This window comes from Carboxylicivirga linearis (assembly GCF_018271995.1).
Classification (GTDB): domain Bacteria; phylum Bacteroidota; class Bacteroidia; order Bacteroidales; family Marinilabiliaceae; genus Carboxylicivirga; species Carboxylicivirga linearis.
Genome location: NZ_JAGUCO010000004.1, coordinates 70,508 through 83,604, shown reverse-complemented (window position 1 = coordinate 83,604; position 13,097 = coordinate 70,508). Strand labels below are relative to the sequence as shown.

The 13,097-nt window shown below is 35.8% G+C and carries 15 protein-coding genes; 9 read left to right on the top strand and 6 right to left on the bottom strand.

Annotation, left to right across the window (positions count from 1 at the left end):
• Nucleotides 1-18: 18 nt before the first annotated feature.
• Together KEM10_RS07885 and KEM10_RS07880 are read left to right on the top strand one after the other, a co-directional pair.
• On the top strand, nucleotides 19-759 hold the full coding sequence (locus KEM10_RS07885; RefSeq protein ID WP_212215444.1) for an MlaE family ABC transporter permease: 741 nt from the start codon (nucleotides 19-21) through the stop codon (nucleotides 757-759).
• On the top strand, nucleotides 756-1,511 hold the full coding sequence (locus KEM10_RS07880; protein ID WP_212215443.1) for an ABC transporter ATP-binding protein: 756 nt from the start codon (nucleotides 756-758) through the stop codon (nucleotides 1,509-1,511). Before KEM10_RS07885 ends, KEM10_RS07880 begins: the two co-directional genes overlap by 4 nt.
• Before the next feature lie 24 nt (nucleotides 1,512-1,535).
• Here the strand turns inward: KEM10_RS07880 and KEM10_RS07875 are convergent, their stop codons facing one another.
• Nucleotides 1,536-2,921 carry a S41 family peptidase gene (locus KEM10_RS07875; protein ID WP_212215442.1) on the bottom strand — a complete coding sequence of 462 codons (1,386 nt, stop codon included), beginning with the start codon at nucleotides 2,919-2,921 and terminating at the stop codon, nucleotides 1,536-1,538.
• Between the two features lie 78 nt (nucleotides 2,922-2,999).
• Here KEM10_RS07875 and KEM10_RS07870 point away from each other — a divergent pair, with 78 nt between their 5' ends.
• Nucleotides 3,000-3,731, top strand: a complete 732-nt coding sequence (locus tag KEM10_RS07870; protein ID WP_212215441.1) for a hypothetical protein — start codon at nucleotides 3,000-3,002, stop codon at nucleotides 3,729-3,731.
• Between the two features lie 75 nt (nucleotides 3,732-3,806).
• Here KEM10_RS07870 and KEM10_RS07865 read toward each other — a convergent pair whose 3' ends face one another.
• The gene (locus KEM10_RS07865; RefSeq protein ID WP_212215440.1) at nucleotides 3,807-4,190 is read right to left on the bottom strand and encodes a hypothetical protein; all 384 of its coding nucleotides are present in this window, start codon (nucleotides 4,188-4,190) and stop codon (nucleotides 3,807-3,809) included.
• Between the two features lie 107 nt (nucleotides 4,191-4,297).
• The gene (galE, locus tag KEM10_RS07860; protein WP_212215439.1) at nucleotides 4,298-5,317 is read right to left on the bottom strand and encodes a UDP-glucose 4-epimerase GalE; all 1,020 of its coding nucleotides are present in this window, start codon (nucleotides 5,315-5,317) and stop codon (nucleotides 4,298-4,300) included.
• A 231-nt stretch (nucleotides 5,318-5,548) separates the two neighbouring features.
• Here galE and KEM10_RS07855 point away from each other — a divergent pair, with 231 nt between their 5' ends.
• Nucleotides 5,549-6,469, top strand: coding sequence for an HU domain-containing protein (locus tag KEM10_RS07855; RefSeq protein WP_212215438.1), 921 nt, complete (start codon nucleotides 5,549-5,551; stop codon nucleotides 6,467-6,469).
• Between the two features lie 92 nt (nucleotides 6,470-6,561).
• Here the strand turns inward: KEM10_RS07855 and metG are convergent, their stop codons facing one another.
• Complete coding sequence (gene metG, locus KEM10_RS07850) at nucleotides 6,562-8,601, bottom strand: methionine--tRNA ligase (RefSeq protein WP_212215437.1); 2,040 nt, start codon at nucleotides 8,599-8,601, stop codon at nucleotides 6,562-6,564.
• 190 nt (nucleotides 8,602-8,791) lie between these two features.
• Here metG and KEM10_RS07845 point away from each other — a divergent pair, with 190 nt between their 5' ends.
• The 5 genes from KEM10_RS07845 (at nucleotide 8,792) to KEM10_RS07825 (ending at nucleotide 11,443) form a co-directional block, all read left to right on the top strand.
• The gene (locus tag KEM10_RS07845; RefSeq protein WP_212215436.1) at nucleotides 8,792-9,694 is read left to right on the top strand and encodes a S66 peptidase family protein; all 903 of its coding nucleotides are present in this window, start codon (nucleotides 8,792-8,794) and stop codon (nucleotides 9,692-9,694) included.
• Nucleotides 9,694-10,056, top strand: a complete 363-nt coding sequence (locus KEM10_RS07840; RefSeq protein ID WP_212215435.1) for a YraN family protein — start codon at nucleotides 9,694-9,696, stop codon at nucleotides 10,054-10,056. The genes KEM10_RS07845 and KEM10_RS07840 overlap by 1 nt, the downstream gene beginning before the upstream one ends.
• Before the next feature lie 12 nt (nucleotides 10,057-10,068).
• A complete protein-coding gene (locus KEM10_RS07835; RefSeq protein WP_212215434.1) occupies nucleotides 10,069-10,419 on the top strand; it encodes an MmcQ/YjbR family DNA-binding protein in 351 nt (116 codons plus the stop codon).
• A gap of 82 nt (nucleotides 10,420-10,501) precedes the next feature.
• A complete protein-coding gene (locus KEM10_RS07830; protein ID WP_212215433.1) occupies nucleotides 10,502-11,083 on the top strand; it encodes a DUF502 domain-containing protein in 582 nt (193 codons plus the stop codon).
• Nucleotides 11,084-11,095: 12 nt separating this feature from the next.
• Nucleotides 11,096-11,443 (top strand): septal ring lytic transglycosylase RlpA family protein, encoded by a 348-nt coding sequence (locus KEM10_RS07825; RefSeq protein ID WP_212215432.1) that lies wholly within the window; start codon nucleotides 11,096-11,098, stop codon nucleotides 11,441-11,443.
• Here the strand turns inward: KEM10_RS07825 and KEM10_RS07820 are convergent.
• Both KEM10_RS07820 and KEM10_RS07815 read right to left on the bottom strand, forming a co-directional pair.
• Nucleotides 11,440-12,147 carry a hypothetical protein gene (locus KEM10_RS07820; RefSeq protein WP_212215431.1) on the bottom strand — a complete coding sequence of 236 codons (708 nt, stop codon included), beginning with the start codon at nucleotides 12,145-12,147 and terminating at the stop codon, nucleotides 11,440-11,442. The two genes, KEM10_RS07825 and KEM10_RS07820, sit on opposite strands and share 4 nt — an antisense overlap.
• Before the next feature lie 161 nt (nucleotides 12,148-12,308).
• Nucleotides 12,309-13,064, bottom strand: coding sequence for a succinate dehydrogenase/fumarate reductase iron-sulfur subunit (locus tag KEM10_RS07815; protein WP_212215430.1), 756 nt, complete (start codon nucleotides 13,062-13,064; stop codon nucleotides 12,309-12,311).
• Nucleotides 13,065-13,097 lie beyond the last annotated feature (33 nt).

Genomic DNA, 13,097 nt, shown 5'->3' with positions numbered 1-13,097 from the left:
CTATTTTTTTAAAAGCGAATGAGAATTTTCTATCATATTGGTCGTTATACGCTATTTGTTAAAAAGGTGTTCGGACGACCTGAAAAGCATAGCATATTTGTAAAACAGGTAATTAAAGAAATTGATAAACTAGGAATAGACTCACTGGGTATCGTTTTTATTATCTCCATTTTTATGGGGGCTGTTATTACATTACAAACGGCATATAATCTCGAATCGCCTTTGATACCTAGATATACAATTGGTTTGGCCGCGCGAGATTCAATGTTACTTGAATTTTCTTCTACTATTGTTGGTTTGATTTTAGCAGGTAAAGTGGGGTCCAACATTGCTTCAGAAATTGGAACGATGCGTGTAACTGAACAGATTGATGCTTTAGAGATTATGGGTATTAATCCGGCAGGATATCTTGTTTTACCAAAAGTAGTGGCATTTATTTTTATAATTCCATTTTTGGTTATTATAAGTATGGGAGTGGGTATTACCGGTGGATTTCTGGCTGGGTCATTAAGTGGAGAGGTTCCGGCACCTGATTATATCTATGGCATTCAATATGCTTTTATTCCTTTTTATGTAGTCTATTCGTTAATTAAAGGAGTGGTTTTTGCGTTTGTTATCACAACAGTATCGGCATATTGGGGGTATTATGCTGAAGGAGGAGCATTGGAAGTTGGTAAGGCAAGTACTACAGCAGTAGTAACAAGTAGTGTGCAGATCTTATTATTTAATTTATTATTAACTCAGTTACTCTTGGCATGATCGAAGCTGTTAATGTGTTTAAATCATTTGAGGACAAAGAAGTATTAAAAGATATTTCAGCTGTTTTTGAAAAAGGACAAACTAATTTAATTATTGGGCAAAGTGGTTCTGGTAAGACAGTTCTGTTAAAGTCGTTGGTTGGATTGCATGAAGTAACGAAAGGTGAAATTTTATTTGATGGAAGAAGCCTTGTTGGACTTAACTCCAAGCAGAAGAAAGCTTTGAGACAGGAAATAGGAATGTTATTTCAAGGTTCTGCTCTATTTGATTCTATGACCGTTGAGGAGAATGTTCGCTTCCCCTTAGATATGTTTACCCATATGACAGAAGAAGAAAAGCGGGATAGAGCTAACTTTTGTTTGGATAGGGTAAGGCTTGAGAATGCGAACAATAGGTTACCATCTGAGATTAGTGGAGGAATGCAAAAAAGAGTTGCTATTGCAAGAGCAATTGCTTTAAATCCAAAATATTTATTTTGTGACGAACCCAATTCAGGATTGGATCCGCGTACCTCCATTGTGATTGATGAATTAATTCATGAAATTACTGAGGAGTACGGAATGACTACTATTGTAAATACACATGATATGAATTCAGTGATGGGGATTGGGGATAAAATTATCTTCATTTATCAAGGTGAAAAATATTGGGAAGGAACTAAAGATGATATATTTCATGTGCAAAATAAGCAATTAGAAGATTTTATTTTTGCCTCAAAGATGTTTAGACAAATTAAAGAAGTACATAAATAAAAAGCTGCTTAGAGCAGCTTTTTATTATTTATAATTGATATACATATCGAATTCCAACGGATGATTGAATTTGGCTTCCGTATTGGTTGGTATTAATGGCTTGGAGCTAGTTTTTAATGATGCTCCGGTTGGCTTAACGCCAGTTAAATATTCAAGTGCCAATGCAAGAAAATCTTCTCTTGGATCTCCCAAAGCATAATAATCTGAAGCCTCAACAAAATCAGTACGAGGATAGTCAGGTAGCAAACCTTGACGGTAATCAATGGAATTATCTTTATTTTCCTCCCTAACAATAATAGGTTGCATGGCCCAATTGCCAAATTCATCTTCATCAGAAATAGTTGCCGATGCATAATATTTACCGTGCGTTTGTTCACCAATATGGTAAACAGTCATATGTGGGCTTAAACCATACATGATCATCTCACTGGCCGATGCTGTTTTGTAGGTGGTTAATACAACTAAACGGTCAAGATTTAGATTATTACTGTTTTCTTGTAAGCGAGAAGTAAATAAATCTTCCTCATTTGGGTACTGCGATCTGTAATAGGCATCTAAATCATCATTATAAACCGTATTTATAAAAACATCCCCAATAGCGCTACTTGGAGCAATCATACTGCTTAATAATATGGCTGTAGAAACAGCTCCACCTCCATTATATCTTAAATCTAACACTAAATCAGTAACTCCCTGACTTTTAAAGTCAGCAAATACAGCTTCTAATTCATTGTCGTAATCATCAATGAATGATTTGTACATGAGATATCCAATTTTCTTGCCTTCATGCTCAATAACCTTGCTTAGATGTATAGGGTTAGTCTGCAATACTGTTGAAGTGAGGCTTACGGAAGGAGAAATGGGGCTTATACTTAGGTCGTTATTGAGCTGACCAAAAGTCATAGTATACGTATCCTGATTTAGTAGGGATGAATAGTTACTAATAGTTAGTTCCTGACTATTAATTTTATAAAACATATCTCCACGTTCCAAACCAGCCTCTGAAGCAGGTGAATTGGGTTCAACATATTCTATAAAACCGATTAAATGAGTATCATCAAGCCTAAATAGGCGGATAGAGTGGCCCATTGATTTTCGTACTCCCGAAAAATAATCAAGTAAACCCTGGTAGTCGTCGGTTATAAAAGACCATTGGTCTATATTACGGTTTAATTCTGTATCGAAACTTGCATATAAAAGCGAGTCAAAAAGCTCATATGTGTCATCTTCTTTTTTGTAATCAATGGTTGGTAATGTTTTGTTCCAATAATAAACTGATGACATTGCATCAACCACATATTTATTCGTCTTCAGGGTTTCTTTGCTAATTGATGGACCATCATCTTCACAAGACGTGAATGCAATTGAAATTATAAGGAGGAGATTAATTATCCAAAATGTTTTTTTCATGATAAATTGGTTATTATAGATGATGAAAATAGCAATAATTTATGAACATGAATTACTTTTATAAGTTCAATTTTTGTTATGAATGAGACTGAAATTAGAGAATTAATAGAAAGTAGAATCTTTATTCTGCTAAGAAAGGATGATGAACAACTGCCTTCAAAAAATGAAGATGCAATACGCAGGCGCCTGCTCAAAAAGATAATTGATGCCTTTCCATATATTATTCAGAAAGAAAAAAGAGTCAGCAATGATTTTAAATTATCTAAATGGAATAGTCTTTTAAAGGGTGGTGATTATTCATTTAGAAAAGGCATAGAGGGCAATGTTCAATGGGAGGATTATTCTTTGAATATTGTTTCCTTGTTTTTAGCTATGATCAGGATTCAGCCATCTATATCTTTTACTGAGTTACTGAATATATTTTGCACAGAAAAAGAACAAGAATCCTCGAATGAGTATGGTCTGAACTGGAATAAACTCATAGATTATTTAGAGGAAGCTAATCTTCCAACTTTTTATACTCTGGTTGATCAACCCATGTTGAATATTATAGACTTAGTAGATAAGTTTTATGATGAAATCAAAATTACTCATATACATCCGGTAGCTTATCAACAATTGTTTTACTGGTTTGGAGAAGCGACTGTTGGGATTGGTTATAATGCTTTCGACGAATTTAATAGGAATAGAAATAGTAAAACGGCATGGGCATCGGCCATAGAAGAACACCTGAAAATATATGGGTTAAATGAAGAAATTTTTAATGTGTTCTTGAATAATACACTCTATCCATTATTGCAATTCACATAAATTTATAAGAAAGATAACTACATAAAAAAAAGGCTGCAATCTGCAGCCTTTATACTTTAGTCTGTATTTTAGATACTAATTATAGTAGGCGTCTTTTAAACAAATAAAAGCCAGGTAAAACATAAATCCATTAATTATTAATCCTATAATGTTAAATGAAAAAATGTTGCCAAGCAGGCTTAAGCCAATAAAAATTAGCGATAATATGATGGTCCATTTTTGACCTTTAAATATACCTATAGTTATAAACAAACCAAGAATCACGAAGGCCAGGATAATACCTCCAATTGCAGCTGTGCCAGCGCCGGCTAACATAGCCAATCCATATTGTTCAAGGTATGGTGCAATAGCAGCACCAGCAAAGAAAAACCCTAAAGCAGCAAGTAAACCAAAAAATACGCCAATTGCGTTTAAGATTCCTAATACGGTTCCTTGCCAGGGACGAGTTGCAGTACTCATAGTTTTGAATTTAAGTTAGTAATAATTGTTATCAATATTAATCAAAATATTTAAAACAAAAAAAGCCGACATGAAGTCAGCTTTTAAATTCTATTATAAAAACTAGTTTATAAACCTCTTACATTCTTTTCCCATTTCCAGGCAGAGGCTAGTGTTTCTTCCAATGATTTTTCGGCTTTCCAGCCTAATTCATTATTACCGTAGGAAGTATCTGCCCAAATTTTTTCAATGTCGCCGGAGCGTCTTCCTACCACTTTATATTTTAAATCAACCTTGTTGACTTCAATAAAAGCTTTTACCAACTGCATTACAGAATATCCTTCTCCTGTACCCACATTAAAATATTCGTAGTTTGCTTTTTGCTTTTCTTTTAACATGCGATCGATAGCAACAACATGAGCTTTGGCTAAGTCAACAACATTAATATAATCTCGTATGGCAGTTCCATCCGGGGTATCGTAATCATCACCAAATATGCTTAGCTCTTCACGCAGACCAGCTGCTGTTTGAGTAATAAATGGTACAAGATTATTTGGTACACCAACAGGTAATTCTCCAATTAATCCGCTTTCGTGTGCTCCAATTGGATTGAAATAACGCAATGCTATACAATTAATACTTTCATTGGTCTTGCAATAATCGCGCATGATATCTTCACAAATGGCTTTTGTATTACCGTATGGAGATTCAGCTTCTTTGCGAGGAGTTTGCTCTGTAACCGGTAATATATCTGGTTGTCCATATACAGTACATGATGATGAAAATACCATGTGTGGTACCTTATATTTATTCATGCACTCCAGTAAATTCATTAACGACACTAAGTTGTTTCGGTAATACTCCAGTGGTTTTTGAACTGATTCGCCAACAGCTTTAAATGCCGCAAAGTGTATAATAGCGGATATATCGGTGTACTTTTGAAAGAATGCATCTGTCTTATCTCTTTCTGATAAATCAAACTTCTCAAAAGCAGGACGTATGCCTGTGATTTTTTCAATGTTATCCAGAACTTCAATGTTGGAATTGGATAGGTTATCAACAATTACAACCTCATAACCTTGGTTTTGAAGTTCAACTACAGTGTGTGAACCTATGTAACCTGTTCCTCCGGTAACCAGAATTTGCATGGCTTAAGTATTTTTATCGTATTTTGTAATGATATTTTGTATTCAAATGTGGGATAAAAGTAATAAATACTTTTAATATTTATTGACTTTTCCTGTTAATTTGGTAACTTAGTTTGTAAATACCTGTAAGATAGATGTTAGAGGTGTTTTGAGTGCGGTTATTAACACCTTACCAACAGGTGTTGATAGAAAGATGAAGCTTTAAGTACTAAATTTTGTAAATTTGCAAATATGACAACGATTGAACAACATATTTCAAATCTGCTTTACACACATGAATGTGTAATTATTCCTGATTTTGGTGCTTTTGTTGCCAGTACGATAAGTGCTCGCATTGATACCGATAAAAATATATTATTGCCACCATCAAAAGAAATTGGCTTTAACAGAAGCTTATCGCATAACGATGGTTTATTAATTAGTACCTATGCTCAGGTAAAAGGCATAACCTATAGTTTAGCAAAAATTGAGGTTGAGCAGTTGCGAATAAGAATTGTTGATCAATTGGAATCGGGTAATGAAATAAAACTCGATAAGATTGGAACATTAAAGCGTGATGCAATGGGTAATGTGCAGTTTACATCATTTGCATCCGAAAATTATTTACCTGATTCATTTGGGTTGACATCGTTTCATTTTACGCCTGATGTTCATGTTAAACCAGTTAATGAGAATATTCAGGTTAAGCGCTTGTTGAAACCTTTATCTCAAAGAAAGATTGCAGCTGCAGTTACGTTGATGATAGGTCTGTTCGCTATTTCACCAAAAATGAATGATGTTGGTATGCAAAACAATGCGGCTAGTACCATTGATTTGTTTACTACTCCACAATTAAAGCAGGATGCAATTAAAGTAGATGCTGAGGTGTTTACACAAACGGCTGATGAGGAAGATTTAACAGTGGAAGAACAAGTGGTTGAAGAAAATCATTTCTTTATAATTGCAGGTAGTTTCAAGAAAGAAAGTCAGGCAAATGCATTTTTAAAACAAATTCATAATACGGGTGAGGAACAGGCATTTGTTTTGAAAAGTCCGAATAATAGATATAGAATTGCTTTAGATGGATATGCAAATAAGCCAGAAGCAGTAAATTCAATGAATAACTACCGTTTAAAAGAAAACTTTAAAACTGTTTGGGTTTTAAAGCAATAGTTCATGTCAAGTTTTTAGCTTGAAATATTGAAGCACATGAAGCAAAAAAGGTCGGCAATGCCGACCTTTTTGTGTATATAACCTTTTGTATTTTATCTTATTTCAGAACCTGGTTTAACAGCGTTAGCCGGGGAGATAAATTCTAATTTACCGGTAGCATCTTCAGCCATTAGAATCATACCTTGAGATTCAATACCCCTTATTTTTCGAGGAGCCAGGTTAACTAATATACTCACTTGCTTACCAATTATTTCTTCGGGTTTAAAGAATTCAGCAATACCTGAAACAACCGTTCTTTGATCGATGCCGGTATCAACTTTCAGTTGAAGTAGCTTTTTTGTTTTAGCAACTTTTTCAGCTTCAACTATAGTTCCAACACGGATATCCATCTTGGTAAAGTCGTCAAACTCAATGTTGGCTTTAGCAGGAGCGGCTGTTTTATTGGCAGCTTCGTTATCAACTTTAGTTTGCTGCAATTTGTCAAGTTGAGCCTGGATGGTTTCGTCTTCTATCTTTTCGAACAACAACTCAGGTTTGTTAATCTCTTTACCAACCTCAAGTAGTTCTAGATTGCCACAGGCCGACCAATCAAGATTTTCAAGATTTAGCATCTTTTGCATCTTTTTGGCAGTAAAAGGTAAAAATGGCTCAATTAATATAGCTGTGTTTGCAGTAATCTGTAATGCTATATTCATGATGGTTTTTACACGCTCAGCATCTGTTTTGATCAATTTCCAAGGCTCAGTGTCAGCCAGATATTTGTTTCCTAAACGAGCTAGATTAATCGCTTCTTTAACAGCTTCGCGGAAGCGGAAATTATCTAACGCTTCTTCTACTCTCTTAACAATGGCTGGTATTTCATTTAATGTTTCTTTATCGAAATCATTCATTTCACCAGCTGCCGGAACTAATCCATTGTAATATTTGTGAGTTAAAACAACAGCACGGTTTACAAAGTTACCTAATATAGCAACTAACTCATTGTTATTACGTGCTTGAAAATCTTTCCAGGTAAAATCGTTGTCTTTTGTTTCAGGTGCATTAGCTGTAAGCGTGTATCTTAATACATCTTGCTTGTCTTTGAAATCAACCAGATATTCATGCAACCAAACGGCCCAGTTACGTGAAGTTGAAATTTTATCACCTTCTAAATTTAGGAACTCGTTGGCTGGAACATTCTCTGGTAAAACATAACTTCCTTCAGCCTTTAACATCGAAGGGAACACAATACAGTGAAACACAATATTGTCTTTTCCAATGAAATGGAGCATGCGTGATTCCGGATCTTTCCAGTATTTTTCCCATTCAGGAGTCAGGTCTTTTGTAGCAGAGATATATCCAATAGGAGCATCAAACCAAACATATAGCACTTTCCCATCAGCTCCTTCCACAGGAACAGGTACTCCCCAATCTAAATCACGACTTACCGCACGTGGCTGTAAGCCTAAATCAATCCATGATTTACATTGACCATACACATTGGATTTCCATTCTTTATGGCCTTCTAAAATCCATTCCTTTAAAAATGGTTCGTGCTTATCTAAAGGTAAATACCAATGTTTGGTAGTACGGATAACCGGAGTGCTACCCGAAACAACAGAACGTGGGTTAATCAGGTCAGTTGCATTCAACGATGTTCCGCAGCTCTCGCATTGGTCGCCATAAGCGCCTTCACTTTTACATTGTGGACAAGTTCCGGTTATGTATCGGTCAGCTAAAAACTGTTTAGCTTCTTCATCGTAGTATTGTTCCGATTCTTTTTCAATAAATTCACCTTTATCATACAGTGTTTTAAAGAATTCAGAAGCTGTTTCGTAATGAGTTTTTGACGTGGTGCGGGAATAGATATCAAATGAAATGCCAAACTTCTCAAATGAATCTTTGATGATTCCGTGAAATTTATCAACTATATCCTGAGGAGTAACACCTTCGTTTTTAGCTTTTAGCGTGATGGGAACACCGTGCTCATCCGATCCGCCTATCAAAATAACATCTTCCTTCTTCAATCGCAGGTAACGTACATAAATATCAGCAGGTACGTATACACCAGCCAAATGTCCGATATGGACAGGGCCATTGGCGTAAGGCAATGCTGTGGTTACCAGTGTCCTCTTAAAATTTCCCGTCTTCATTCTGTATGAATATGTTTTATGGTTGGGTAATATAAATCAAAACAAAACCCCGCATCATTCGGGGCATTTTATTAACTTCACAAAGATATGCAAAGTATTTAAAATTAGTAATAAGATTGTAGCATCAACTGGCAGTAATCAATTGATAATTCGTTTTGATGATACAAGTCTATCAATAAGTACTTAAATTATGATTTTTCCAAAGTCTTTATCGAAAGGATCAACCGTAGGAATTGTCTCACCTGCTGGTAAAATTGATTCAGAAACCATTCATTTTGCCGAAAAGCTCTTAAGGAGTTTAGGATATTCGGTTGTGGTTGGACAACATGCGGACAATGCTTATCATCAGTTTGCAGGAAACGATGAGCATCGAACATCCGATTTGCAATTAATGTTAAATCGTAAGGATGTGGAAGCCATATTTTGCTCGCGGGGTGGATATGGTACGGCTCGTATTATTGACAAGCTTGATTTTAGTCAATTCCTGGAGGATCCGAAATGGATAATTGGTTACAGTGATATTACAGTTCTGCATGCGCGTTTACAGAATGAATTGAAGGTGGCTTCCATACACGGGCCGATGCCAAAGAATTTTCCGGATAAGTCGAAAGACGATGAAGATATGATGCAGCTTTTTAAAGTGTTACATGGTGATTTGCCTACCTATAAGTTTAAGCCGCATTTGCTCAATAGAAATGGGGAAGCAGAAGGCCTGCTGATAGGAGGCAATCTTTCATTGATTCAAACTCTGAGAGCTACGCCTTATGATGCTGAGCCACATGGGAAAATATTATTTATAGAAGATGTGGGTGAGTACCTATATAGTTTGGATAGAATGATGCAGAATTTGAAACTGAGCGGCTTTTTGAAGCAATTAAGTGGCTTGATTGTAGGGCAATTCACCGAAATGAAAGATAATAATGAGAAGTTTGGAATGTCGGCTTACGAAATAATAAATGAAGCGGTAAGTGAATACGATTATCCGGTAATATTTGGTTTTCCAGCTGGACACGGTAATATTAATATGCCTTTGGTTTTTGGAAAAAGAATTACCATATCATCCTGTAATTGCCATTCTAAAATTGTTTTCTGATGGCTGATCATAACGAATTAGGAAAAGAAGGAGAGGAGGTTGCTTCGAATTACCTGGCCAAGCATGGATTTCAAATAATTGATCGTAATTGGCGTTACAATAAAAAGGAACTGGATATAATCGCTTTTGATAACGATAATTTGGTTGTGATAGAAGTTAAAACGCGAACATCGGATGGATGGGAGCACCCTAAAGAAGCTATTACAAACTCAAAAATTAGATTTATTGTGGAAGCAACCGAGGCGTATGTCATCGAAAAGGATATTAATAACGAGGTCCGTTTTGATGTGGTAACGGTAATGCCGGTTGATGGAGAATGGAAAGTGGAGCATATAAAAGAAGCTTTTCATCCAACATTATAATTGTTGATTGGTATGAATATTGAAGAATTTAGAGAATTTTGCCTGCAGAAAGCAATGGTGACAGAAGAGTTTCCTTTTGATGAAACAACTTTGGTGTTTAAAGTTGCCGGTAAAATGTTTGCCTTGACTGATGTTGAAGATGATTTCTATATCAATCTTAAATGCGATCCTGAAAAGGCTATAGAATTAAGGGAACAATATAGCAGCGTTTTACCGGGTTATCATATGAGTAAAAAACACTGGAATACGGTGCGGGTTGATGGTTCGGTAAAAGATGAAATACTTTGCGAGTGGATAAACGATTCCTATAGTTTGGTTGTTAAAGGTTTGCCTAAAAAAGTTCGAGATCAATTAAACGGATAGTTCAGCTTTTTTCAGAAGTCAGGCAACCAAATAGATAGATGAAACGTACAAATCACAATTAATTACACCCAATACATCAGAAATGAAAAAACTAATCGGTTATTTTCTGCAAGGAATACTTTATATAGCACCCATTGGTGTTACATTATATGTTTTAATTGTTGCATTTATATGGTTGGATGGTTTATTGCTTGACCTTGAAATTTTCCAACATGGTATATTTTCCAAATTTAGTTTCCCCGGAATCGGTCTTGTTATTATTCTTCTTACCATAACACTGGTTGGTTTCATTGGGCAGAAGCTGATTACAACACCCATCTCTAGTGCTTTTGATGCTTTACTAAAGAAAGCTCCTTTAATTAAGATGATTTATAGCTCGGTTAAGGATTTGTTATCAGCCTTTGTTGGAAAAGAGAGGAAGTTTGAAAAGCCGGTAATTGTTACTTTAGATAAGGAAGGAATATTACATCGCTTAGGATTTATAACGGCAACGGACTTAAATGATATTGGTATTAAAGATAAAATTGCTGTTTATCTGCCTAGTTCATATGGTGTTTTGGGGGAGTTGTATATAGTGCCATCAGAGAATATTAAGTTGCTGGATGCCAATTCGGCCGATGTAATGAAGTTTATTGTTTCGGGTGGTGTAACAAAAGTACACTGATAGTTTGCTGATATGAAGAGCCTGTTAATTGCTGCTTTTGTCGTAGAACTGCTAGCTCAGACATTTAAAGCGGAAGGATATGCCTCTTATTATTCTTCGGTGTTTGATGGAAAGACAACGGCTTCTGGTGAGATATTTTCCAACGACTCCTTAACTGCTGCTCACCCTAATCTACCTTTCGATACCAGTGTAAAAATTACTAATTTGGATAATGGAAAAGTGGTAATTGTCCGAATAAATGACAGAGGGCCATTTGTAAAGAACAGAGTTATTGATTTGACTCAAGAAGCTGCTAAACATCTCGATTTTATTAATGAAGGACTGTGTCGTGTGAAAATTGAAATAGTGTTGAATAATTAATCGGTTTGTTGCTCTTTTTCGTGTTTGCGCAGAAAATAAACAATGCCGTAATCCGATGCTTTTTTTCTTTTTTCCTGTGGTTCAAGATCATCAAATTTAGCTTCGATCTCATTCCAGGCAGCTACAATTAATTTATCAGCATTTTCACGCAACAGAACTACCTTTTCGTGCATTTTTTGAGTGGTAACCAACAAATTTTTATGGTTGTTGTAGTAATCTTTAAATTTCTCAAACTGAACTTTAACCACCGCGATGGAAGGATTGTAAATTCGTGTTCCGGCACCTTGCGACATTCGTTGTTCTTCTCCTCTAATAAGGTTCTGACCTATATTCAGTAATTGCTGTTCGGTGCCCATCTCTGGCACAGACTTGTCGTTTTCGTTTAAGCCCATTAGTTTTCTTGCTTCAGGTTTTATTTCCTTACGAGCAATGCAAAAATTAAATACCTGAATAAAATGTGAAATATATAATCTGGCCGACTTAAATTGATCATTTAAAAGTTTACCATACTTTGCTTGTCTTTCCTTACTAAAGTTATACTGATTGATGGCTTGTTCGTAGTGGGGCAGAAAAGATTGCAGCTCTAGAAACAGCTTTTGAGAGAAAGCAAGCTCAAATGGATTCACTAACATTCCCTTGCTTTGCATGGCTTTCAGGGCTCTTAATCTGGCTTGATCAGTGTTTGGTAGACGACGATATGGCATACAGACTATTTAAATGAAACCTATTCGCACCTAAAGTAAAAAAAATACTATGGATTAACAAACTAATTAATAAGGAAATAACGTTTGCTTGAAAATGACGTAAAAAAAACCACCTTTCAAACGAAAGGTGGTTGGAGGAGTATAAAAAGCTTCAAGTCTTTTTAGTCTTGAAATTTAGCTTTTAAAAATTCGCGGTTCAAACGAGCAATGTTTGAGATAGAAACGCTCTTAGGACATTCTACCTCACAGGCACCTGTGTTGGTACAGTTACCAAAGCCCAATTCGTCCATTTTGGCAACCATGCTTTTAGCACGACGAGCAGCTTCAACTTTACCTTGAGGCAACAATGCTAAATGGCTAACTTTAGCTGAAACGAATAACATAGCTGAACCATTTTTACAAGCTGCAACGCATGCACCACAACCAATACAAGAAGCAGCATCCATAGCTTCATCTGCATCATCCTTAGGAATAGGTAAAGCGTTTGCGTCTGGTACACCACCTGTACTTACAGAAGTATATCCTCCTGCTGCAATAATCTGATCGAAAGCATTACGGTTTACAATCAAATCTTTGATTACAGGGAAACCAGCTGAACGCCATGGTTCGATAGTGATTGTTTCACCATCTTTAAATTTACGCATGTGCAACTGACAAGTAGTTACATCATCGTCTGGTCCATGAGGACGACCATTGATGTAAAGTGAACACATACCGCAAATACCTTCGCGACAGTCGTGATCGAAAGCAATTGGCTCCTGACCACTATTTACTAACTGCTCATTTAAAATATCCATCATTTCAAGGAATGAGCTGTCAGTTGATACTTTCTCTAATTTGTATGTTTCAAAACGACCTTTCTCTGTAGGTCCGTTCTGACGCCAAACCTTTAGAGTCAAACTTATATTATTTTCCATTTTTCTCTGTTTAACTATTGAAACTATTGACCT